The organism is Paenibacillus sp. cl6col, from assembly GCF_900102125.1.
In the GTDB taxonomy this organism is placed as follows: domain Bacteria; phylum Bacillota; class Bacilli; order Paenibacillales; family Paenibacillaceae; genus Paenibacillus_B; species Paenibacillus_B suaedae.
On the sequence record NZ_FNAZ01000002.1, the window covers coordinates 684,152 to 707,882 of the forward strand.

The 23,731-nt window shown below is 46.3% G+C and carries 29 protein-coding genes; 27 read left to right on the forward strand and 2 right to left on the reverse strand.

All coding sequences use genetic code 11. The annotated features are described in order from the left end of the window. Positions 1-49: 49 nt before the first annotated feature. Together BLS15_RS29765 and BLS15_RS07150 are read right to left on the reverse strand one after the other, a co-directional pair. Positions 50-172 carry a hypothetical protein gene (locus BLS15_RS29765; protein ID WP_260612126.1) on the reverse strand — a complete coding sequence of 41 codons (123 nt, stop codon included), beginning with the start codon at positions 170-172 and terminating at the stop codon, positions 50-52. Positions 173-390: 218 nt separating this feature from the next. Beyond that, positions 391-1,338 carry a choline kinase family protein gene (locus BLS15_RS07150; protein WP_036667395.1) on the reverse strand — a complete coding sequence of 316 codons (948 nt, stop codon included), beginning with the start codon at positions 1,336-1,338 and terminating at the stop codon, positions 391-393. Positions 1,339-1,653: 315 nt separating this feature from the next. Here BLS15_RS07150 and BLS15_RS07155 point away from each other — a divergent pair, with 315 nt between their 5' ends. From BLS15_RS07155 to BLS15_RS07280, 27 genes are all read left to right on the forward strand, one after another. Next, positions 1,654-1,950, forward strand: coding sequence for a BMC domain-containing protein (locus BLS15_RS07155; RefSeq protein WP_028532975.1), 297 nt, complete (start codon positions 1,654-1,656; stop codon positions 1,948-1,950). Positions 1,951-1,973: 23 nt separating this feature from the next. After that, positions 1,974-2,267 (forward strand): BMC domain-containing protein, encoded by a 294-nt coding sequence (locus BLS15_RS07160; RefSeq protein ID WP_028532974.1) that lies wholly within the window; start codon positions 1,974-1,976, stop codon positions 2,265-2,267. A 36-nt stretch (positions 2,268-2,303) separates the two neighbouring features. Beyond that, complete coding sequence (locus BLS15_RS07165; RefSeq protein ID WP_090510656.1) at positions 2,304-3,446, forward strand: 1-propanol dehydrogenase PduQ; 1,143 nt, start codon at positions 2,304-2,306, stop codon at positions 3,444-3,446. Between the two features lie 33 nt (positions 3,447-3,479). Then, complete coding sequence (gene cutC, locus BLS15_RS07170; RefSeq protein ID WP_254777300.1) at positions 3,480-6,038, forward strand: choline trimethylamine-lyase; 2,559 nt, start codon at positions 3,480-3,482, stop codon at positions 6,036-6,038. An 87-nt stretch (positions 6,039-6,125) separates the two neighbouring features. Further along, positions 6,126-7,088 (forward strand): choline TMA-lyase-activating enzyme, encoded by a 963-nt coding sequence (cutD, locus tag BLS15_RS07175; protein ID WP_090510659.1) that lies wholly within the window; start codon positions 6,126-6,128, stop codon positions 7,086-7,088. 84 nt (positions 7,089-7,172) lie between these two features. Further along, entirely contained in the window at positions 7,173-7,526 is a 354-nt protein-coding gene (gene eutS / locus BLS15_RS07180) for an ethanolamine utilization microcompartment protein EutS (protein ID WP_028532970.1), read from the forward strand. A gap of 72 nt (positions 7,527-7,598) precedes the next feature. After that, complete coding sequence (locus BLS15_RS07185; protein ID WP_028532969.1) at positions 7,599-8,303, forward strand: ethanolamine utilization cobalamin adenosyltransferase; 705 nt, start codon at positions 7,599-7,601, stop codon at positions 8,301-8,303. After that, entirely contained in the window at positions 8,261-9,100 is an 840-nt protein-coding gene (gene eutJ / locus BLS15_RS07190) for an ethanolamine utilization protein EutJ (RefSeq protein ID WP_021255528.1), read from the forward strand. The genes BLS15_RS07185 and eutJ overlap by 43 nt, the downstream gene beginning before the upstream one ends. Continuing rightward, complete coding sequence (locus BLS15_RS07195) at positions 9,101-9,421, forward strand: bacterial microcompartment protein (protein ID WP_028532968.1); 321 nt, start codon at positions 9,101-9,103, stop codon at positions 9,419-9,421. After that, positions 9,408-9,671: a EutN/CcmL family microcompartment protein gene (locus tag BLS15_RS07200; RefSeq protein ID WP_090510662.1), complete on the forward strand. Its 264-nt coding sequence runs from the start codon at positions 9,408-9,410 to the stop codon at positions 9,669-9,671. The genes BLS15_RS07195 and BLS15_RS07200 overlap by 14 nt, the downstream gene beginning before the upstream one ends. Positions 9,672-10,008: 337 nt before the next feature. Next, positions 10,009-10,665 carry a cupin domain-containing protein gene (locus tag BLS15_RS07205; protein WP_090510665.1) on the forward strand — a complete coding sequence of 219 codons (657 nt, stop codon included), beginning with the start codon at positions 10,009-10,011 and terminating at the stop codon, positions 10,663-10,665. Between the two features lie 14 nt (positions 10,666-10,679). Continuing rightward, a complete protein-coding gene (locus BLS15_RS29770) occupies positions 10,680-11,498 on the forward strand; it encodes a BMC domain-containing protein (RefSeq protein WP_090510667.1) in 819 nt (272 codons plus the stop codon). Between the two features lie 18 nt (positions 11,499-11,516). Beyond that, positions 11,517-12,998, forward strand: a complete 1,482-nt coding sequence (locus BLS15_RS07215) for an acetaldehyde dehydrogenase (acetylating) (RefSeq protein ID WP_254777301.1) — start codon at positions 11,517-11,519, stop codon at positions 12,996-12,998. Next, positions 12,998-13,645 carry a phosphate propanoyltransferase gene (locus BLS15_RS07220; RefSeq protein ID WP_021255534.1) on the forward strand — a complete coding sequence of 216 codons (648 nt, stop codon included), beginning with the start codon at positions 12,998-13,000 and terminating at the stop codon, positions 13,643-13,645. The genes BLS15_RS07215 and BLS15_RS07220 overlap by 1 nt, the downstream gene beginning before the upstream one ends. A gap of 12 nt (positions 13,646-13,657) precedes the next feature. Next, the gene (locus BLS15_RS07225; RefSeq protein WP_019419483.1) at positions 13,658-13,939 is read left to right on the forward strand and encodes a BMC domain-containing protein; all 282 of its coding nucleotides are present in this window, start codon (positions 13,658-13,660) and stop codon (positions 13,937-13,939) included. Between the two features lie 91 nt (positions 13,940-14,030). After that, positions 14,031-14,315 (forward strand): BMC domain-containing protein, encoded by a 285-nt coding sequence (locus BLS15_RS07230; RefSeq protein WP_217635861.1) that lies wholly within the window; start codon positions 14,031-14,033, stop codon positions 14,313-14,315. Positions 14,316-14,567: 252 nt separating this feature from the next. Next, positions 14,568-15,746 (forward strand): histidine kinase, encoded by a 1,179-nt coding sequence (locus BLS15_RS07235; protein ID WP_021255536.1) that lies wholly within the window; start codon positions 14,568-14,570, stop codon positions 15,744-15,746. Positions 15,747-15,750: 4 nt separating this feature from the next. Then, on the forward strand, positions 15,751-16,506 hold the full coding sequence (locus tag BLS15_RS07240) for a response regulator transcription factor (protein WP_090510681.1): 756 nt from the start codon (positions 15,751-15,753) through the stop codon (positions 16,504-16,506). 150 nt (positions 16,507-16,656) lie between these two features. After that, entirely contained in the window at positions 16,657-17,733 is a 1,077-nt protein-coding gene (locus BLS15_RS07245; RefSeq protein ID WP_254777302.1) for a DMT family transporter, read from the forward strand. Between the two features lie 4 nt (positions 17,734-17,737). Next, the gene (locus BLS15_RS07250; protein WP_028532960.1) at positions 17,738-18,025 is read left to right on the forward strand and encodes a hypothetical protein; all 288 of its coding nucleotides are present in this window, start codon (positions 17,738-17,740) and stop codon (positions 18,023-18,025) included. A 545-nt stretch (positions 18,026-18,570) separates the two neighbouring features. Next, positions 18,571-18,693, forward strand: a complete 123-nt coding sequence (locus tag BLS15_RS29775; protein WP_268632104.1) for a hypothetical protein — start codon at positions 18,571-18,573, stop codon at positions 18,691-18,693. A gap of 308 nt (positions 18,694-19,001) precedes the next feature. Further along, positions 19,002-19,715 (forward strand): class I SAM-dependent methyltransferase, encoded by a 714-nt coding sequence (locus BLS15_RS07255; RefSeq protein ID WP_028532959.1) that lies wholly within the window; start codon positions 19,002-19,004, stop codon positions 19,713-19,715. Positions 19,716-20,279: 564 nt separating this feature from the next. After that, entirely contained in the window at positions 20,280-20,939 is a 660-nt protein-coding gene (locus BLS15_RS07260; protein WP_028532958.1) for a hypothetical protein, read from the forward strand. A 225-nt stretch (positions 20,940-21,164) separates the two neighbouring features. After that, positions 21,165-21,509, forward strand: a complete 345-nt coding sequence (locus BLS15_RS07265) for an RNA polymerase sigma factor (RefSeq protein WP_090510685.1) — start codon at positions 21,165-21,167, stop codon at positions 21,507-21,509. Between the two features lie 11 nt (positions 21,510-21,520). Beyond that, on the forward strand, positions 21,521-21,742 hold the full coding sequence (locus tag BLS15_RS29935) for an RNA polymerase sigma factor (protein WP_175460731.1): 222 nt from the start codon (positions 21,521-21,523) through the stop codon (positions 21,740-21,742). 526 nt (positions 21,743-22,268) lie between these two features. Continuing rightward, entirely contained in the window at positions 22,269-23,066 is a 798-nt protein-coding gene (locus BLS15_RS07275) for a hypothetical protein (protein ID WP_139170647.1), read from the forward strand. Beyond that, on the forward strand, positions 23,041-23,634 hold the full coding sequence (locus tag BLS15_RS07280; RefSeq protein ID WP_175460732.1) for an amidase domain-containing protein: 594 nt from the start codon (positions 23,041-23,043) through the stop codon (positions 23,632-23,634). Before BLS15_RS07275 ends, BLS15_RS07280 begins: the two co-directional genes overlap by 26 nt. Positions 23,635-23,731 lie beyond the last annotated feature (97 nt).

Here is a 23,731-nt window from a genome sequence, read left to right on the forward strand (position 1 = left end):
CTATAAGGTATTTGCAATTCGTTTTACACGATGTAGCCCGATGAATGGTTCATTCATCGGGCTTTTCTTTTTTGTCGCGCATATCCGGCTCCAACAGCACGACTTGCAGGCTAAGTTTCTTACACAATGTAATGTCCTTCTGACCGTCCTCAGCCAAACCAATGGCTTGCATATCCTTATGTTCCTTCAGAATCTATGTAGGCTGCGCTCAGACCAAACCCTTCAGATGGTCTCCATTCCATCCTACTAAATTACAAAAACCTGTACTTTTTTATCTTTTTAGATAAGAAAGTACAGGTTTTTTTTATAGTATCTGACCAGTCAAACGTTTTTAAAGAGACTGGATTAATCTCCAAAGGTTTTTCATTACAGCGCAAGCGACCGTTAGTGCTAGCGCATCACCATGTCGGCAATAGGATAATCCGGTTGTGTGCTTAATATTTGAATATTCCGACGCAGGCGGTTATAGCGCAGTGAGCAGTAATCCAGGTAATCATCCCCTGTATAATGGCGCAGCAGGGCCCATACCGTCCATAACAAATCTTGGGCCATCATATAGCATTTGACCTTCATCAGATCATCCTCTGTAAACGTATTGCCGTAATAGGCTTCAAACAGTTGCTCAATCGCCTCTTCTGTCAAACGCGATTCGATGATATATGCAGCAATATCAAAGGCTGGATCATTCATTCCGGAATATTCCCAATCTATCAAATAGACACTGCCGTCCCCATCTACGAGAAAATTCTCCGGAACCGTATCATTATGGCAAGGGACGGAAAGGACATTTTTGAGATGGTTCTGCATGAAACGAAGCAATTGCTCTTTTAAGGTTGCGTAATCAAAAAACAATTCACCGTTGATCTGCGTGACAATGGTTTCATATTTGGCAAGTTCACTGAGCCAATCAAACTTGTTCGGGAAGTGCTTGGGACTACCGTGAATTTTCTTCAGTAAAGAGGGAACGGCCTGCAAGCTTGGCGAAGCCAAGGGTCCTGCCGCGGCAAGCGTTTTGCTATTGGGAATATATTTGCTGATCTTAATACCGCTTTCCTCATCAAAATATATACATTCTGAATTTACGCCAAATTCCGAAGCGATGCCGTTGTTCACACGCTCTATCCTGCGATCGATCATTTGATCAGTCAGGTTACCGGGCTTGCGAATCACATACTCCGTTCCGTGGATATTCATAATGTAGTTATAATTGGTCAACCCGCCCGCAAAACGAGATTTGTCAAAAACAATACGCTCATCTTCAAAAAAAAGACGGAGTTTTTGCTGCACTAGGTCTTCCATATTCATTTGTTTGGATAAAAAGTCGTTTAGAGGTTTCATGATGGCCTTTTCTCGGCATTCCATATACATGCTTTAACAATGTATACATTCGCCGCACAGATTTTTCCACAATTATAGCAAGATAGGAGAAGTAATTCAATGAGATAGACACGCTTGAGGACGTTCTGGTACTTGTCGTGCAAGAAAGACGTTTTTGTACCAGATTGTCGGTAAAGGGGGCATTAGAATCCTAAAATCAGCTACCGAATCCTCCATAATCACGGGGAGAACCATGTTAACCTGCTAGTAAGAGTTAAATATCTACGATTACAGCGATTTCACAAATAAAAATGACCCATGTGAGGTGAGATTCGAATGGAGTACCGGGGAGAAGAAGCTCTCGGGCTTGTGGAAACATTGGGCATGGTTCCTGCCATCCAAGCAGCGGACGCTATGCTTAAAGCAGCAGATGTTGTTCTAGTATCCTATGAGAATGTTGGTTCCACACTCGTAACGATAATGGTAAAAGGTGATGTTGCAGCGGTTCGTTCGGCAGTAGAGGCAGGCGCTGAAGCGGCAGGAAAGATTGGCAAAGTCACTGCCCATAATGTGATGCCGCGTCCGCTCAGTTCTATTGCAGGAATTGTGAAAGCGCATTCTATAAACGCATAATTGCCGGGGAGGGAGAGAGGTTCATGAGCAAGCATGATGCACTGGGTTTCATTGAAACCTTTGGAATTGTATTCGTCATGGAAGCGGCGGATGCTATGTGTAAAGCGGCCAATGTAGATTTGATCGGTTATGAAAACGTGGCGTCCGGTTACATATCTGTCCTTGTTCGCGGAGATGTAGGGGCTGTAAGGGCTGCAGTAGATGCTGGCGTCGCCGCAGTACAGGCGATGGGGACTGAGGTGTACAGCTCAAACGTTATTCCTAATCCACACCCAGACATTGAAAAGATCATTGTCCGCTATGCCCTTCCTGCTTAGGGACAGATTATCGACAGAAATTCAAGGGAGGTGGCCGTGATAAACGAAATCTTTGTTATGAAATCGAAGGTATATTCAGGCGAACAGTCACTGCAGAATCTGGCGGAAATTCAAGGCAAGAAAGCCTTCATCGTATCCGATCAGATGATGGAGAAGCTGGGATATCTCGGTCAGGTGGTTGAACTGCTGCAAAGCGGTGGAATTTCCTCGGCAGTGTATACCGGTGTGAAGCCCGATCCAAGTGTGAGTATTGTAGCCGAAGCGCTTCAAGTGTATTGGGAAAGTGGCGCTAATGTGTTGCTGGCGCTGGGCGGCGGCTCTGTCATTGATACAGCGAAGGGTGTTCTGTACTTCGCCCGGCAATATGCGTTAGAGAAAGACGAGCCTTTTGTCAAACCATCGTTTGTCGCCATTCCTTCCACCAGCGGCACCGGATCAGAAGTGACAGACTTTTCGGTGATTACGGCGGGCGGAGACAAAATGGTTATCGTGGACAATTTTATCGCACCGGACATCGCGATTCTCGATTCCACCCTTACCAAGCAATTGCCAAACAAAATCGTGGTGGACACCGGAATGGACGTTCTTACCCATGCGCTGGAGGCTTATGTCTCCACCAAAGCGACCGACTTTACCGATGCCTTAGCTGAAAAAGCCGTCCAATTGGTATTTGCTCATCTGGAAACGCTTTACCATGATCCGGCAGATGCAGAGGCGCGGGATCGGGTGCAGAATGCGTCCTGTATGGTGGGAATGGCGTTTACTAACGCTGGTCTAGGTATCATTCACAGTATGTCCCACGCCTTTGGCGGAACGTTTCACATTGCTCACGGGCGGGTGAACTCCCTGCTATTAGAGGCGGTAATGGAGTATAACGCCAACTTGGGCGGAAAAACGATAGATAGGGTTTGTGAACGCTATGCTAGGCTTGCTTCACTGCTGCACTTGCCGGCCCGAACCGCCCGTGAAGGAACCGTAAGTCTGATCCAGGCGATTGGAAAGCTGAAACGATCTATCGGTATCGAAAACGGAATTCGTGAGCTTGGCGTTGACCAGGATGCTTTTGATGAGGCGCTGTCCCGCATGGCGCGGACCGCAATGGCTGACCGCTGTACGCCAACCAATCCTCGTCAGCCAACGGAGGAAGAGTTGGAGTACATTTTCCGTAAAAGCTTTTAAATAATATAAAACTTACAAGATTGCGAGGGAAATATGTTGGATATTCATGAGTTTTCAAGCAAATTCGCCGAAGCTACGAAAGCCATGGCTCCTCAAGAACGAGCAGCGATCATGAAGCTGTTCCAAGGAATTTCTAAGGGGCTATCAGATAAGGGAGCTCAGTCGCAGGTCGAAAACAGCCTCGGTAAGCTTCATAAGGAAGAATGCGCATACCCGGAAGGAATGACCGAGCGTTTGCGGGCTTTGAAAGAACATTATTTGACCGCTACGCCAAGCATTACAACCTTCCGTGCCAGAGCCTTTACTCAGGTATACAAGGAAAATCCAGGTCTGCCATCGATCATGCTGCGTGCCAAGGCTTTCCGCAAAGCATGTGAAGAGGCTCCGCTGCTCATCCAGGACAACGAGTTGATCGTTGGTCATCCTTGCGGCGCGCCGCGCGCGGGCGCCTTCTCGCCTGACATTGCTTGGCGCTGGACCCGGGATGAGCTCGACACCATTCACAACCGTCCTCAGGATCCATTCTATATCTCTGAGGAAGACAAGCGAATCATGCGCGAGGAGCTCTTCCCGTTCTGGGAAGGCAAATCGGTGGATGAAATATGTGAGCAGCAATACCGCGATGCTGGTCTTTGGGAGTTTTCCGGCGAAGCATTCGTCAGCGATCTTTCCTATCATCAGATTAACGGCGGCGGAGACTCCAACCCCGGCTACGATGTCATTCTAATGAAGAAAGGGATGCTGGATATCCAGCGGGAAGCCAAGGAGCATCTTGCGAAGCTGTCCATGCAAAACCCGGAAGACATCGACAAAATCTATTACTATAAATCCGTGTTAGATACGACCGAAGGCGTAATGGCGTATGCCAAACGGATGTCTGACTACGCATACCAGTTGGCTGCTAAAGAAACAGATCCGAAGCGCAAGGCTGAGCTGCAAAAAATCGGCGAGATCAACGCTCGCGTGCCGGCTCATGCGCCGACTACATTCCATGAGGCAGTGCAATCGGTCTGGACCGTAGAATCTCTGCTTGTGGTGGAAGAAAATCAGACAGGCATGTCTGTCGGTCGTGTGGATCAATATATGTATCCTTTCTATGAGGCGGACAGAAAAGCTGGCCGTCTGACAGAGTTTGAAGCTTTCGAGATTGCAGGCTGTTTCTTAATCAAATGCTCGGAAATGATGTGGGTTTCCAGCGCGGGTGGCTCCAAGTTTTTTGCCGGCTACCAGCCGTTCGTCAATATGTGTGTCGGCGGGCAAAAACGAGAGGGCGGCGACGCCACCAACGACTTGACTTATCTGCTCATGGATGCAGTACGTCATGTCGGCGTTTATCAGCCTTCGCTCGCTTGCCGTATCCACAATAGTTCTCCTCAGAAATATTTGAAGAAGATTGTGGATGTCGTCCGTGCGGGATTGGGCTTCCCGGCCTGCCATTTCGATGATTCCCACATCAAGATGATGCTGATGAAGGGCTGCAGTATCGAAGATGCCCGCGATTACTGTCTGATGGGCTGTGTGGAGCCGCAAAAATCCGGACGCTTGTATCAGTGGACCTCCACTGGATACACCCAGTGGCCGATTGCCATTGAGTTCGTCCTTAATCGTGGCAAAATGCTCTGGCACGGAAGCAATCCGGGATTGGACATGGGCGATTTGAGCAACTTCAAGACCTATGAAGCATTTGAAGCAGCGGTGAAGAAGCAGGTAGAATACATCACCGAGCTTTCCGCAGTCGGTACCGTAATCAGCCAGCGCGTACACCGCGATTATGCGCCGAAGCCGCTTATGTCGATCATGTATGAAGGCACAATGGAGAGCGGCCGAGACGTTTCCGCTGGCGGCGCCATGTATAACTGGGGACCTGGCTTGATCTGGTCCGGTCTGGCAACTTACGCCGATTCGATGGCTGCTATCAAGAAGCTGGTTTACGATGACAAAAAATATTCGCTCGAGCAAATCCGTGATGCGTTGCTGGCCGATTTCGAAGGTTATGAGCAGATCCACAGGTATTGTCTGGATGCGCCAAAATTCGGCAACGACGACGATTATGCCGATCGCATTGCCGCCGATATCACGGGGTGGACGGAGAACTATCACCGCAACTTTAAAACGCTGTACTCTACCTTCAGCCATGGTACGCTTTCGATTTCGAACAATACGCCGTTCGGCGAGATGACAGGTGCTACCGCCAATGGGCGCAAGGCTTGGCTGCCGCTGTCCGACGGTATCAGCCCGACTCAGGGGCATGACAAGAAGGGTCCGACGGCTATTATCAAATCAATTAGCAAAATAGATGTTGAGGCCATGAATATTGGTATGGTGCATAACTTCAAGCTATTGCGCGGTTTGCTGGAAACACCTGAAGGAGAGAACGGACTGATTAATCTGTTGCGGACGGCCTCCATTCTCGGAAACGGTCAAATGCAGTTCAGTTATGTGGATAATGAAACGCTGATTAAAGCGCAGCAAAATCCTGATCAATACCGTGATTTGATTATTCGGGTCGCTGGCTATAGCGCGTACTTTGTGGAATTGTGTAAAGAAGTGCAGGATGAGATCATCAGCAGAACGATGATTGAGCATTTCTAAAATAGCCCCGTGCCTCTTCTCTGGCGCTGTACGTCAGGGAAGGGACATTCTGGCATTTAGATATGCGGAAAGGAAGGAGCCACAGCTATGGATTCAGGTATGCCGGAAAGGCAGGCACGTATTTTCAATATTCAAAAATATTCCATATACGACGGCCCCGGTATCCGGACGCTTGTTTTCTTCAAGGGATGTCCCCTGCGCTGTCAGTGGTGTGCGAACCCGGAGGGTTTGGAAAAGAAATATCAGGTGATGTACCAGCGGGATTTGTGCAACGATTGCGGCGCATGTGTTGCGGCGTGTCCCCGGGGAATCCACCGTGTGGACACTTCCGGCTCACAGGAGCCGTCCAAGCCGCAGCATGTGGTGGACCGGAAGATCGAGTGCATGGGCTGCCGGGAATGTGAGAAGGTTTGTCCCGCACGGGCGCTCTCAATCGTCGGGATGAATATGACGGTATCGGAAATTGTGGAAATTGTAGAGCAGGATATGCTGTTCTACACGACGTCCGGCGGCGGTGTCACGTTGGGCGGCGGCGAAGTATGTGCGCAGTCCGAGTTTGCGGTCAATTTGCTCAAAGAATGCAAGCGCTCCGGAATCCATACGGCCATTGAAACCTCTGGGCATACCAAACCGGAAGCGATTTTGGCCACGGCCGAATTTACCGATCTGATCTTATACGATCTGAAACATATGGATTCGGATCGCCATTATCAACTGACGGGTGTACGCAACGAGCGCATTCTCGAAAATTTGCGGGAACTGATCACCCGCAAACATAACGTGGAGGTGCGGATGCCGCTAATGAAGGGGCTCAATGATGATGAGGAGACCATCCGCAAAACGGTAGAGTTTCTGCTTCCCTATAAGGAATGCCGGAATTTTAAAGGCATCGATTTGCTCCCTTATCACAAGCTGGGCATTAACAAATACAGGCAATTGGATATGGTTTACGCCGTTGAACGTGATTTAAGCCTTAATGAAGCCGATCTGGAGCGTATTGAGCGACAAATCAGCCAATACGATTTCCCGGTACGGGTTATCAAACATTAAGTGCATGCTTTCAAACCCAGTTTTATTCGATAAAGCTACCGTTTTACAAGCTCGCAATACTTTTAGGAGGAGGCGAGGTCTTTGATGCAGCAGCCTGCTGGGCCGGATCTCGGGCGGATCATTCAGGAGTCGGTGCCGGGCAAACAAGTGACGCTGGCCCATATGATTGCTTCACCTGTGCCTGACATGTATGAAAGACTGGGCATCGATGAAGCGGGGGCTATTGGCATATTAACACTGTCGCCCAGCGAAACCTCCATTATAGCCGCCGATATCGCGACCAAGGTGGCAGATGTGAAAATCGGCTTTCTGGATCGCTTTGCTGGTTCGGTGCTTCTCACCGGAGATATAGCCAGTGTGGAAACGGCGCTGCGGGCCATCATTGAGACGTTGGGCGATTGTCTTGGTTTTACGACGGCGGAAGTTACACGGACATGAAAAAACGTATATTGCTGGTTATCGGGGAATTGAAACGTTATTTGTTCGGGTAATAAGAGTGGAGTTGATACCATGAAATTTATTACCGAAATGGAATTGCGCAATATGTACAGGTTAGAGCCTTTTACTTCATATATGGTGGAGCATGGAAGCCGATTGACGCCGGAAGCGCGCCAGTTTTTGACGGATCGCCAGATCACACTTTCCTATGGTACGCAAGAGCAAAATCAAGAACAAAAGCAAGAGCCACTACCGAATCCAGAGCGACAGGCGAAAAAGCCGGATTGGCGGCGTGGAAAGCTGCGCTGTCAGATGCAATCCGTCTCAGCCCTGTTCTTGTTAACCGGGCAGGAGCTGCTGGAGCGGGATGTGCTTCTGGCCCAGAAGGTGCTAGAGCTGTCAAGGCAGTTTTCGGCCCTTCATAAAAGGGAAGGAGGCGGCACATCCACTGCCGACTTATCTTTCCAGGGTTGTACCGGTATTACAGCCGATGGTCTTTTTGATGATGCAGGAGATTGCTTTGAGGTAACCGAGTTTCACATTCAATTGGAGAAAGGCAGAGAAATTGCGTTGCTCCACCGTCTGCGATGCGCTTTGCGGGAGCTTGGGTTTGGGATGTTGGAAGCCGCAGCAGGCAGTCCTCAAGAAAAGCCGGAGGAACCTATTGTTGCTGGAATCAACTTTATGATTAATGAATTGAGCTCGCTTATTTGCAGAACTACAGGAGGTGGAACATGCCAGAGACAAAACCCTTTGCATACTGCGATCAACTCGTAAAGCAATTTGAAACGGTCATCCAGAAGCCGATTCCAGGACGGTCTTCGTTCTACTATACCGGTGTGGATCTGGGAACGGCCTGTGTGGTGCTTACGGTGTTGGATGACTCTCGGAAGCCGGTGGCGGGAGCTTACCGTTACGCCGATGTCGTCCGCGACGGAATGGTCGTGGACTACCTTGGAGCGATTCAGATCGTGAGGGAGCTTAAAACACAGTTGGAGCAGCAATTGGGTACAGAACTTGAATATGCAGCTTCGGCGATTCCACCGGGTACCGATTTACTGGATGCTGGCGCCATCAAGCATGTGATCCAAGGTGCGGGTTTTGAAGTTACGGCTTTGCTGGATGAACCTACGGCGGCTAATGCCGTGCTGCAAATATCCAACGGAGCCATTGTAGACATTGGCGGCGGAACGACTGGCATTTCGATTCTGAAGGATGGCAAGGTTGTCTATGTCGCAGACGAAGCAACGGGAGGCACCCATTTTTCTTTGGTGGTTGCCGGGGCATACCAGATGAGTTTTTCTGAAGCGGACTGCTTTAAGCGCGACCCTGCCCATCACCAAGAATTGCTGCCGCTGCTTCGGCCGGTTATTGATAAGGTTTCCTCTATCATCAACCGCCATGTGGTGGGCCATGAAGTCAAGGAATTGTACTTGGTAGGCGGAACTTGCTGCTTGACCGGTATGGAGACGATCATTGAGCAGAGGACTGGCATTGCTACCTATAAGCCTAGCAACCCACTGTTTGTCACGCCACTGGGCATTGCTCTGAATTGCACGCGGGAGGCGATGTAAGTGGAATTTCGGATTATCAAATCTCCATCCAAGGGGACGCTGGACATTTTGCTTCGTCGCAGAGGAGCGCCCAGTAGCCGGGAAGTTCCCCAATGCGACGCGGTCGGTCTGGTGCAGGGAAGGCTGATTGACATGGTATGGGCCGCTGATGTAGCTGAAAAAGTGGTGGGCGTGACAGTGGAGGATATTCGCGGCAGCTGCCCGCAGAACATGATTCTTCTCGCTATTTTTGGTGACACGGTTTCTGTGGAGGACGCCATCGCCGAGATTAAGCAGAGAAGCGGAAAAGCGGAGAGGACGGACTGCTATGATTGCCGCTGAATTGATTCACAATATCTGGTCTACCCGTAAAGCAGATTCCCTTGTGGGAATGAAACTGATGCTGGCCGAGGTGATAGGAGGAAGCGACGACGGGCGCCGCTTGATCGTAGTCGATACGATCGGCGCTGGCATAGGCGATCGAGTGATTGTCTGCACCGGCTCTTCGGCCCGCAAAATGCTGCATACAGACGATGTTCCTGTAGATTCCGTCGTCGTAGGCATCATCGACGCGGACTGCATGTTCGAATAAATAATCGAACAGAAATCTTATAGAGGTTGTTCAAAAAGTCCCCCTTTGATCACGAAGAAACACTGAATGCATATTCGACATCGAATCTTGAATTCAGCCGGGCCTAGGTAGAAGCTTCCGAAGCATGTTTCCTGCGGAAACATTTCAGGTGCTCACGTACCCAAAACAGCAGATGCTTTCGAAGGCGTTTTCTACGAAAACGTGTAGCTCCGCTCCTCAGGCCCTAGCTTCATCCAACTGAAGCGTTTTGAAAAAACGCACATCGGAAGCATAAGCTTCGGTGCTGAAAGTTTGACTTATTGAACACTTACTTATAATTCGAAAGGGGGCGAGAACTGTGAAAAAACTGATTTGCGTTGCGGATGTGGAAGAATGGGTGGCTTCCGGACAGAAGCGGTGCTGCATTGACCGAAACACGATTGTGACACCGGCAGCCCATGATAAGGCAAGGGAGCTGGGGCTGGAGTTTACCGATGAGCCATGTGGCACTTTGAGTTCCGAGGCCGCAGGCAGCGAAACTCAGGATGATCTCGACATGAATGCCATTTTCAAATTTTTCAAGATGTTATCGGAAAAAGGAATGGTTGAAAAGCTGTTGGGGATGACTCTTGATCCACCTTATCAGGCAGAGACTGATCCGACGGGTTTAAAACTTGTACGGGGCCGAACGGTAAAAATGGAAGCTTACGATACGGGAACATCTGGTGCCAAGGTATACCGTCAAGAGGTAATCGGGAAGCCGGATTGTTCCATGAGCGCAGGGTTTATGACTGTTGATCACGATAGCTTCGCGCAGGAGACGGCGCACGAAGAAACTTATATCGTGATGGAAGGCACGCTCGATGTCACTTTGAACGAGAGAACCTTCACCGCTCATGAAGGGGATGTACTCTTCATCCCCAAAGGGGTGAAGGCGACCAAGGGATCGTCGAACTGCGCGAGGATGTTTTATATGATTTATCCGGCGGGCTGTCCTGATCGGAAGCTACAGTAACTGGAGGTGATAGCATGCAGGCGCTTGGATTAATTGAAACGCGGGGACTTCTTCCGGCGATTGAATGTCTGGATATCATGCTCAAATCAGCTCAGGTAGAACTGATAGAAAAGTGCAATGTGGGTGGCGGGCTAGTGACCATCGCGGTAACCGGTGATGTCGGCGCTGTTCAAGCATCCGTGGAAGCAGGTGCCTCCGCGGCGCAACAATTGGGCAGTGATGTGCTTATCAGCCGACATGTTATTCCAAGACCCCACAACGACATAGCGAGCATTATCGGCCGGCGCAGCGTTTCGAATTTCACCAAGGAGAAGGACGAGCTGGCGCTGCCAGTACAGCATACTCAGGCGGCGGAACAGTTTCCAAAGCAGCTGCCTGAGCAAACGCCAGAGCAGACCTCGAAACGTTACACAGCGTCTGATGTTCAACTGGGCGATGCGCCCAATATTCCACTAGACACGGCTCCTAAAGTTCCACTGGAAGCAGCGCCCGAAGTCTCATTCAATACCGGTGGTGATGAAGACTTCCCTGTACTAACAGCCGATCCCGCTCAGGCTCGTGCGTCTGAAGACGTCAGTCCAGAAACAGACAATCAAGATCCGGTAGATGGAGAGCAGGCAGTGCTGGACAATCCATTCAAACACCAGATTGACGTGCAGGTAAAGGAAGCAGGGCTTGACAAAGCAATGGAGCTGCTGGAAACGATGACAGCCGTGAAGCTGCGCGGACTGGCCAGAGAGTACGGCCCTGCGTATGGGATGAGCATGACGACGATTTCCAAGGCAAACAAGGTGAAACTGCTCAAGCGGTTCCGCCATTATTATCAACAGTAAACAGTAAGCGAGAGGGGGATGTTTCACTTGGAAAACTTTGATTATGATTTGCAATCGATTCAGGAAACCCGGGAATTGGCCCGTGCAGGAAAAGCCGCCACCGATATCCTAGCGGGGTATAATGCTGAACAGATTGACAGAATTGTACAAAACATGGTGCGAACAGCGGAGGTTAACGCCGCCGAACTGGCTGCGCTGGCAGTGGAAGAAACCGGATTTGGCAAGGTTGAGGATAAAATCTTCAAAAACCGCCTAGCTTCCACAGAGCTGTATGAATCCATTCGGGATACGAAAACGATTGGAGTTATCCGCGAGGACAAGACCAATCAATTAATAGAGATTGCCGAGCCTGTCGGACTGCTCATGGGTATTATTCCATCAACAAATCCGACATCCACTACGATTTTCAAATCGATTATTGCAATAAAGGCTCGTAATGGAATCATCTTTTCGCCGCATCCATCGGCAAAGAAATCCATTATGCGGGCTGCAGAACTCATGCACGCAGCCGCTGTCGAGGCAGGGGCTCCTGCAGGAATCATTGGCTGCGTTACCAAGCCTTCTATGCCGGCGACGCAGGAACTGATGAAGTGCGATGAAATCGCCATGATTATCGCTACAGGCGGCTCAGCGATGGTGAAATCCGCCTACAGTGCAGGTAAGCCGGCACTGGGGGTGGGACCGGGTAATGTACCGGCCTATATTGAACGAACTGCTGATATTCCAAAGGCAGTAGCTAATATCATTGCTAGCAAAACCTTCGATTACGGTACAATCTGCGCATCTGAACAGGCTGTTATCGTGGAGGAATGTATCCGTCCTCAGGTGATTGCAGAGTTTGAGCGTCAGGGCGGTTACTTTATGAATCAGGAGGAAACTGCCAAGGTCGCGTCCAAGCTGTTTGTAAAAGGACATGCCATGAATTCAAGACTGGTAGGACGTTCACCTCAAGTGATTGCAGAAGCGGCCGGCATTCAAATTCCTGCAGGGGTCAAGGTGCTGTTAGGTGAACAGCAGGGCGTGGGAGAGAAATTCCCGCTGTCCTATGAAAAGCTTACTACCGTATTGGCGTTTTACACCGTACAGGACTGGCATGAGGCTTGCGATCTAAGTGTTGGGCTGCTGCGTAATGGAGGAATTGGACATAGCTTCTCCATCCATACTCAGAATCACGATATGGTCATGGAATTTGCACAAAAACCTGTATTCCGCATTTTGGTGAATACGGGCTCCACTCAGGGCGGCGTGGGCGCAAGCACCGGGCTTGCCCCGGCCTTCACTTTGGGATGTGGAACCTGGGGGGGCAGCGCCACTTCAGATAATGTGGGACCACAGCACTTGATTAATATCAAGCGTGTAGCTTATGGCATTAAGGACTGCACAGCACAAAGCCCTTATTCTGCTCCCTCTCCGCAACAGCCGAAGCAACAGGAGGATGCAATGCTGTTGAATCTGGTCGATGAGCTGATGTCTATTTTGCAGAAAAGCGGTGACTGCTAGTGGGGAGCTATGATCAAGTACTTTCATTATTAATGGAGGTGGTATCCGGTGCTGGCAAGGCTGGGGAGGAGCCGCGCTCCATCCCTTTAGGGATTTCGAATCGCCATGTGCATCTTTCTCAAGCTGATGTGGAGACGCTCTTCGGATCCGGATATACGCTATCCAAAATGCGTGATTTGTCCCAACCTGGACAGTATGCATGTAATGAGACTGTTACGGTCTGCGGTCCCAAGGGAGCGATTGAAAAAGTGCGGGTTCTCGGTCCAGTGCGGAAACAGACTCAGGTAGAAATTATGCGGGGAGACTGCTTTAAGCTGGGCGTGAAAGCTCCAGTGCACTTATCCGGGGAGCTTGAAGGCACACCTGGCGTCACATTGGTCGGTTCCAAGGGAAGCGTATATATTACTTGCGGCTTGATGGTTGCACAGCGCCACATTCATATGACGCCTAATGATGCTCTTTTCTTCGGCGTAACCGACGGAGAAATGGTCAGCATTCAATTTGATGGTCTCCGGGGCGGAGAATACAATCAGGTCGCAATCCGAGTTAGCAGTGACGCTGCTCTCGACTGTCATATTGACGTTGAAGAGGCCAACGCGATGGATCTGACATCGGCGTCTGTGGTTAAAATCATAAAAAATCGCTAGGAGGAAATGAACATGAGATCGGAAGCTCTTGGTTTGGTTGAAACAAAAGGTTTGGTAGGTTCTATCGAAGCAGCGGACGCTATGGTCAAAGCGGCCAATGTCACCTTGATTGGCAAAGAAATGGCAGGTGGAGGTCTTGTTACCGTAATGGTCCGGGGCGATGTAGGCGCTGTGAAGGCAGCAACGGATGCTGGAGCCGCCGCTGCGAAGAATGTAGGGGAACTCGTGTCAGTGCATGTAATTCCTCGTCCCCACAGTGAAGTGGAGAACATCCTTCCGTCTACTAAGGCATAATTCAATAAATCATATATAAGCCTATGCTTCCGAAGTAAGTTTTGTTCGGTGAGCTAGCGCTTTATTCTCACAAAACTCGTAGGAGGAATGTATCATGAAATCGGAAGCATTGGGGTTAATTGAAACAAAAGGTTTGGTAGGTTCTATCGAAGCAGCGGACGCTATGGTCAAAGCAGCCAACGTCACCCTGATTGGCAAAGAGATGGTAGGCGGCGGGCTTGTCACCGTAATGGTACGAGGCGATGTAGGAGCAGTAAAAGCGGCAACGGACGCTGGTGCCGCAGCCGCACAGCGTGTAGGGGAACTGATATCCGTACATGTGATTCCTCGTCCTCACAGTGAAGTGGAAATTATTCTTCCCGCTGCTAAGCAATAATTTATATCGATGTTCTGCAAAGGGCCAAAACTCGGTAAAACGGGTTTTGGTCTTTTTATATTTGTCTGTAACAATCCGCTTGTCGAAAGCTTGTCGAAGTGGTGTATTTCTATAAATAGAGCTTTGTGGAAGGGGGATGTACTATTTCCAAACAGTTTGTAAATTGTTATAATAGAGATATTATATTGTGAAAAATTTAGCATGTAACGTCTATTTTCCCGTTCATTATCGGTGAAAGGGTGCAACGAGATTATGCTGAAAACCGATAGTCCGATCGCAACCAAAGTATACGCACGATACAGCGGCATCCTGTCTCTTTCCAAGTTCTCGCTGCTGCTGCACGATCACAATGGAGACGTTTTGCTAGAGTTCAATCCGTCACCTGATTTCTGCAGGCATTTTTGTTGGGAGAATCCTACGCGACCTTGTGCAGATTATTTGAAGCGCTTTAATACCGGCGAGCAGGGGCGATTTGTTTGCTGTTACGGCCTGGAGAACATTTTGCTGCCTATTATGGTCAAAGATGAAGTTGTTGGCTTCATATCGGGGATGCAAGCGTATTCCCAGGAGAGGGAATATCAGAAGTATCTGATTAACACGGCGGAATTGGCTGAAATGAAGGGGCTGGATTTGGAAGTTGTCGCGAAGGCGATATCAGCTTTTCCAACCATTGACAAGGATAAAGCAGATATTCACGAGCAGCTGTGCCATCATATTGCAAGGAATATTGCGCTCGACATCGCCGAAAGCGCGCAGGACAACACAGGGATTATCAATCGACTGTCTGCGGAAAAGGAAATACTGGAGAAGAAAGTGATTGACTTAGAAGCAAAAAACATGTCTCTTGTCATCAATCCACATTTTCTGTTCAATACTTTAAATTCCATTGCCCGCATCGCCTATTTCGAACACTCCCATACGACGGAGGAATTGATCTATTGCCTGTCCGACTTGCTGCGATACAATGTGAAGCAGGATGATCAGCTTCATACCATCGCATCCGAATTGGATAATATTGAGAAGTATTTGTATATACAAAAGGCGCGCTTCAAAAATCGCCTGCAGTATGAAATCATTGTTCCGAATGAATTAAAGGCTTATCGTATTCCGAATTTGGTGATTCAGCCTATTGTGGAAAACGCAGTCATACATGGGATTACCCCTAAGCGTGACGGGGGAACCATTCGTCTGATTGCCGAAAAGTACAGAAATGATATCACCATTTCTGTAATAGACAACGGTAACGGGTTCTCACCGGAGGTACTCAAGCTCATTCATCAGCCGGACAGCAAAATCGGTGTTGGCTTCCGGAGTACCGACAGCCGTTTGAAGCGTTATTTCGGAGAAGAGTATGGGTTATCGATTGTGAAATCGGATTATAGCGGGAGCACGGTTAACATCCGCATCCCCACCCAACCAATTGCGAGGTGATGCAATGAGCGTAGTTATGTTTGTTGAAGATGAACCGATAGAACTGGAGTTTCTTCAATCCATCGCGCAGGAAATTCTGGGTGCTGAAGATAAGCTGCTTATTTGCGATACGGGTATGCAAGCGATTAAGCTCGCCAAACAATATCGGCCGGATATTATTTTTATGGATATCATGCTGCCTGAAATGGACGGAATATCCTCATTGCAGGAAATTCGCCGCTTTCTCCCCAATGCCTCCGTGACGATTTTGTCGGCCAGCTCGGATTTCTCCTATGCACAGGCGGCAATCAGTCTGCAGGTACACGAATATCTGCTTAAGCCTGTCAAGCCGGACAAATTGCGGCAATTGATTCGTAAGGGGCTGGAGAGGGCCGCTCAATCAGAAGAAGATGGTGTAACAGAAACTCACCAGATAGATTCCACTCAAGAATGTCAGCGCTTTATTCAAGAAGCCGTCGATTATATTCAGCAGAATTACAAAGATAAGCTGACCCTGCAAATGGTGGCGAGTCATGTGTACATGAATGCTCAATATTTTAGCCGCATATTCAAAAGAGAGCTCGGCGTTACATATACGGATTATGTGAACAAGCTCAAGATTGCACATGCCTGCAAGCTGCTTGAGACTACCGGGTATCCCGCCTATCGCATCTCCACAGAATGCGGCTTTACCGATCCGTCTTATTTCAACCGGGTTTTCTACAAGCAAATGAAAATGACACCGAAGGAATACAAAAAAAGTGCTCTAGCGCGAGTGTAAAAACGCTGTATAGGATAGAATCAAGGAAACTCCGGCCCGACTAAATATCGGGCCGGAGTTTTTTTATTTTACGATGTCGTCCTAAAAGTACGAAAAGTACCAGATTGAAGAAAAAAGTGATTCAGGAAGTCCAAACAAGAGGTACGGTTAGTGACAGGTGCAATGGCCGCATTACTATACAATGAAGATACATCTACGAAGACAAATCTACTTAACAGAGGTGTATGGATGATGAAGGAAGCAGTGGCTTCGGCCGGCATGCTGAAACAAAAGATGAACAGTCGTTTCCGAAGAAATGGAATCGCTTACGGACTGATTTCCGGGTTAACATTCGGCCTTTACAGTACCGTCGTTGCCCTGGCCATGATGAAGGAGCCTTTTCTGGGAGTTGTAGGAGCGTTTGCCGCTCCTATAGTGGCATCAGCGATCAATGATGCATTGGCCGCGATCTGGCTTCTGATTTGGAACTTCAAGAATGGGATGATCAAAGAAATCGGCCGCAGTCTGGTAACCATACCGGGGTTGATGGTCGCAATTGCCGCGGTGTTTGGCGGCCCAATTGCTAACGGAGCCTATCTGGTTGGAATTGATATGGCTGGAGCGGCGGCTATTCCTATTTCGGCGCTTTGTCCAATGTTTGGTGCTATTTTCGCGCGAATGTTCCTTAAGCAGAAGATTGATAAACGGGTGGCCGTCGGCATGTTCATCTGTGTTATTGGAGCTGCACTCATTTCTTATGTCAAGCCTGAAGGTGGCGTGGATAATTTCACACTAGGCATTATTTTTGCTCTGGTGGCCGCACTTGGCTGGGGATTGGAAGGCGTGTTTGCTACTTTCGGGATGTCTATGCTTGATTCCAATATCGCCATTACCATTCGCGAGGGCGTTTCCGGACTCGTATATATTGCTGTGCTGATACCGATCTTCAGCGCGACAGATCTCTTTACTTCCGTACTTGGCTCCGTGTCGCCTATGCTCATTATTGCGGCCGCAGCCCTGTTTACGGCAATCTCTTTCCTGACATGGTATATGGCCAATAGTATGGTTGGTGTTGCAGTCGGAATGTCGCTCAATATTACCTATGTACTGTGGGGGGTTGTCTTTGCTGCTATCTTCCTCGGTAGTTCATTGACTCCAACAATAATTGCCGGCGCAGTTATTATTACACTTGGAGCACTTTTAGTTTCGATGAATCCAATGGATCTGTTCAAGAAGAAGGAGGCGTAAGCAAATGCCATTGTTGCCGATTCGCTCCCGGGTGCTGCTTTTCATGTCTACTGTGCAGCAAGCAAATATTGATGATGCAATGGACGCATTGAAAAGCGAATATGGTGGAGAACGTCAATTTACAAGAGCAAACTTTCTGGATCATATGCTGTCGTTGCAGGCTAACGGACTAATTGACGAGGTTCATTACGAGCTGGATGCTAACGGGGAATTATGTATGTACTATGCAATCAACGATGAGGGAATTCATACGATCAATAAATATTTGCCTAAAAAGTGGACGCAAAAATAAAACAATTTCACACAACTAGGCCTAAGGCCGGGCTCAGATTGAAGACGAACTCCCGTGAAATACTATACCGCGGGAGTTCTTTATGTTTGTTGTCCATTTTTCAAATACGAAATTGAAGTTATCAGATGGGCGACCATTCTTCCAGATGTCAGAAGAAAATAAAGTTCTAGACTAAAAAATAAAGCGATAGACTGACGATACTTCATTAAGATAACGAGCAGAATAGTTTAACTTACACAAAAGATTTGACCAATTCACTTTGGCCAATCTTTTTTTTCTTGAAGGGTAAGGGAAGGAAATTATATACAACTGGACATACTCATGATAAAATAAAACGTAATTACGTAATAACATAAAATAATGAAAGCGGTGAATGATAGTATTTCGGTTGAAATTAAAATTGAAATTTCTTAAAAGATAGGTCAAATAACTTCAAGAAACGGTTCAATCGTTGGTACGGAAACCTCACCATGACTTACAAACCAATATTGAAAGCGGCGTTGTCGCGCGGATCTCATACTCTGGGCTCTATAAGAGGTCTGGATATGATATTCATTTTACTGCTTCTCGCTGCAAGCTCGGAATTGCTGGAGACCAGCGACTACTTGAGCATGTCCGAAGTCAGAGATAACCAAGCATTTATTAGGGGAAAGCAGAAAAAAATATGATTCGCATTTGTTGCTAGTGGTCATAGTTGAAAATTCAATTTTTGAGTACAAAGCTAAACATTGTAATGAGGTCAATATCTTCTTGCATGAGGATGGAAGTGCAACGGTTTCTGATAACGGCCGAGGCATTCCTACCAAAGCCTCAGTACAAATAAAATTGTAGCTGAGAACACACTTATAGACATGACCCAACTAAGACAAGGTGAAGCCTATCAGGCCCCTGGCTTGGAAAATGGAATCAGTATCGCAGTTCCATTTATCCTCTGTTATCCATTCATTTTCATTTCAAAAATAAGGAGGAATAGTATATGCCAGTGGAAATTATTTATAGAACAGAACATGTGTTTGAAATGCTGGACACTCTTCTTAAGGAACAATCCAAGTTTAATTGGGATCAATTTTACTCCGATAGGGGCAAACCCATTCCCTTCTTTGTGAATGTTCCTGACGAGAATTTAGTGGGGTATTTCGAAAACAAACGATTAAACCCTGGAAAGGTGCTTGAACTTGGCTGTGGTCCTGGCCGTAATGCCATATACTTAGCAGAGCGTGGATGTACTGTGGATGCCATAGACCTATCGAAGGAAGCAATTGAATGGGGAAAAGAGCGTGCAAAAGAAAAGGAATTAACGGTGAATTTTCTTCATAAGAACATTTTTGAGTTGGATATTGAAGAGGCTTCATATGACATTGTTTATGATTCAGGCTGCCTGCATCATATCACACCGCATCGTAGAATCAGCTACTTGGAATTAATAAATAAAGCCCTAAAACCTGATGGATTATTTGCCATTACTTGTTTTGTCTTAGGTGGCAAATTCGGCGGGGCCGAGATGTCAGATTGGGACGTGTATCGGGTAAGAAGTTTAAAAGGAGGTTTAGGATTCACCGAAGATAAGCTGAAATTAATATTCCATGACTTTGAAGTTATTGAGATGCGCAAAATGAGAGAAGTTAAACAACCAAGTCATGTATTCGGTACTGAAGCTTTATTGACTGCACTATTTAAGAGAAAAAGCTAGGAGCTTATAAGAACCATCAGCTTCATGCCTCAGCAACGGCGTTATCATAAGGGAACCCTTTCAACGTTCGATTTGGAACGTAGTATGCGGTTCATCGATCAACTTGTTTTTGAATTCGCTACCACAATATTCTTCTTCTCTTTAGGAATGCGATTGTCCCTCTCAGAGAAGGAGCCTGAGTGTTTTGCTTGTTTGATCCGTCGATCCAGTACAGATGCAGTCAGTTTATATTCGTTTACATTTCGCCATTTCTCTTTTAAATTCATCTGTGAATGTACGTCTTCTTCTTGGCATTGTAGAAGAATGTAAGAACCCTCTGTGTCTGGAGAGTTCTTTTTGTGAGTGATCCGGGATATCCCTGAACTTCGAGATTAGCGTGTTACAAGCTCTCCGAGATAAACTACGGTGCATAGAAATTTGGGTGGTATTACCCCTTGTTGTGATGGTGAATGCACTCAATTCATGACTTCGCAGAATAGCGGAACAATATTGTATTAAAATGGAAACTGCAACTCATACTAAGACAACCTGTTTTAATCCACACATACGGAGGAGCAGATAAATATGAAAAACAAATGGTTGCTGGCGCTGCTTGTAACCTTAGTACTCGTTGTTAGCATGACGCAGGTTACAGCACCCGTGCAGGCAAATGAGAAAATGAGCGAGAAGAAGGATTCGGTTTGCCTGAGTCCCAAAATGGTGCAGCTGAAAACCGATATGCAGAAGGTTTGGATCGACCATACGATATGGACGAGAAGCTATATTGTCAGTGCTATCTCGAATCGTCCTGACCAGAAGGACGTACTGGATCGGCTTTTACGGAACCAGCAGGATATTGGAAATGTAATCAAACCTTATTACGGGGAAGCCGCAGGCAATAAGCTGGCTGAAATTCTAAGAGAACATATTTTAATCGCAGTTAAAATCGTAGAGGCGGCCAAAGCGGGCAACCAGGCAGATGTGAAGAGGCTAGAGGAAGACTGGCATAAAAACGCTGATGAGATCGCAAAATTTTTGAGCGATGCGAATCCAAACTGGCAGTTTAAAGAGCTTCAGGATATGCTGTATACGCACCTTCAATTGATTACGGAAATCGTGCTGAGCTGTCTCAAAGGAGATTGGAAAGCGGATATTGCAGCAACCGACAAAAACGAGATCCATATGATTCATTTAGCCGACATCCTGACAGAAGGCATTGTCAAACAGTTTCCCGAAAAATTTTAAACGAATTGCATTAGTGATTGCAGAGTAAAGCTTTTTATGTTCACCCGAAAGGGTAATTATAAAAAGCTTTTTTTCGTTTAATGAATCGTTAATGTAGCTATGGATCTAAAGCTTAAAAATTTTGTAATGAAGTAACTCTACATATTAATGAACTTTATTTACATATAGTTCCAAATTGACTAATATAGAAAGTAATGAACCTATTTAAGAATGGCGGTTTGAGAGATGCTACTAATTCTTTTTTCAGTCATTGAAGAAGAAAAAGATCAGGATTTTTTAATTGATTTATTTTACCAGTATTACCCTCTTATGAGAAAGAAAGCTTACGAAGTAACCAATGATTACAATGTAGTAGATGATTTAATTCAAGACGTTTTCCTAAAACTGATACCAAAAACTCCCCTTTTACAAACCATGGAAAATTGCGAAAAGACTTCTTACATCATTTATTCTATTAGAAACATGGGTGTCGATTATATTAGAGCAAAGAAGCGGCAGAAAATATTGGTCAGTACAGCACAAACCGATGATATGATTAATCAACTTTTCAACTTCCCGACTCCCAACTGAGCGTAGAAGAATTGATATTCAGGAGAGAAGACAGACAGGAGATATTTAGTAGGCTGTCTAAGCTGACAGATCGCGATAAAACTTTGCTCTATTACAAGTGCAATATGGATATGAAAGATAGTGAAATTTCTCGGCAATTGGGTATCCCTGTGAATAACGTTAGACAGTATTTAACACGAGCCAGACGTAGGGCATTGAATCTCCTGAAAAATGAGGTGAGGGAGAGTGACTAAAAAAATTTCCGGGAGTCATCAAGCTCTAATGGATGAGTATGATGAATTACTGCTCAAAATGGCCTTGTCGAATTGATGGGCTGGTTGATGCTGTTCAATTCATTGTAGTGTCCTTTTGATAAAATCCAGATGTTCCGCAGTTTCACCTCCTTTCTCGTCCCGGTACCCTCGCTTTGAACTCACTATAGCGACATTCGATTGTCGCAGAAAAACTCTTACTAATTTATGCAACAAAATACAAACTTTTCGCGTCCGATCGATCATAGGTACCAACAGTTTTGTTGGAAAAAAAATCTGAATAATTGTGTTGCACATATAAGCGTATGAGCGTCTTTTTTAAGGTAAGGAGTTACATACAAGCGATTTTATACTCTTAGATTAGCCTTCTTACTAATATTAAAAGTGAGGAGTCGATGCTAGGCAAGTTATTCATTGTTTTTGTTTATCATTACCTGATAGCTACGACTGAGAGCAGATTGTCCGCGAACTAATGTGGTACAAATTAAAGGAAAGGAATGACGTATCATTGAAAAAGCTATTAACTGTTGCACTCGTTGCAGCACTTGTCAGTAGTTTGGGTAGTTCTACTGTTCTAGCTGAGAGCAACTCACCTTTGAGCCCTGTTGAAGATACTTTGCTATCATCTGATAAACTCAATGATTTGAACGATAAGTCTTCATCGAATGTCTTAGATTTGTCAGCGGTTGAATCTTGTTTTTCTATGGCAAAAGATATTTTGAAAAATTATTATGAACGTATTGATCTTGGCACAGAGCAATCAGTTAAAGGAACATTCACTGATGATACCAAATTGCTTGCCCATAACCTCTCTGAATATGTAGAAAAGAAAATGAATACAAAACACTTTGTCGTAGAAGCTGCAAATGCACAAAAAGAAAATTATGTCTTAACATTCAACTTGCTATCTTCAGAAGTGACCAAAGAAGGGATTCTCCTAACAATCAGTACAGAAGCTTCATTTAATTATGTCGGAATTGAGGTACAGTCTGGGTTTGGCGAGGTATCGAATGTGGTATTTACCTATACTGATACGGGATTAACGATGTCCGATTGGTATATGCCAGATGACTATTATGATGAATTTGTCAGAGGATCATTGGATCATTCAAGTAACCTTACAATGAACTCTATTTCAGAAAGCTCCAATATTGCCGAAAAACAAACGGAACTTGAGAAAAAAATTACTGATTATTTCTCGGTTAATCGAGAACTTCCAGTAGAAATGACTAGTACAGACGGGGTGGAGGCAACCAATCAAGTGATAACAGATAACACCATTGGCTACCCTTGCTTCGTTAAATAAGACAGCCATAGCCAACTATGCAAAAAACAACAAGGCTAAAGATTCACCTGCAAGTGGCGGATCTAATGTATCTTATTACGATTTTTCTCAGATATCCGGAAATTGGGATTGTACTAACTTTGTATCTCATGCTTTGCTTGCTGGCGGCGCAATTCCCTATGACACAAATGGATCAGGTATTTCCTCTAAGGGTTGGTACTACAGAAGTCTGAGCAATCGTTCTTCATCCTGGTCAGGTGTCCCTAACTTGCATGATTTTCTGGTGAACAATACTACAAAAGGACCGGCTGGATCCGTAACTACTTACTCAACATTCAAATATAATCCTAATTCAGGTTACCCATATGCTATTGGAGATATCCTGCAATTCTATTTGAGTGGTTCATATAACAATTGGAGGCATTCAACTATAATCACGGAATACTACGAGACTAATACGGCTTTAGTTTTAGGAGCATTGGTAACCGGTCGTAGTGGAAAAGGTTCATATAATAATAACCAGAAGGCAGAAGAAGTCTATCCAGGTGATAGCAAAAGAGTTATCAAATTGTCTGGCTATTATAAGTAAAATTTGAAGAAGGATGCACATCACTTCAAACTATTCTTATAGAAGTGGTGTGCATCAATCCTAATGGCTGCTCCATGATCATTATTTTTTACGGGAG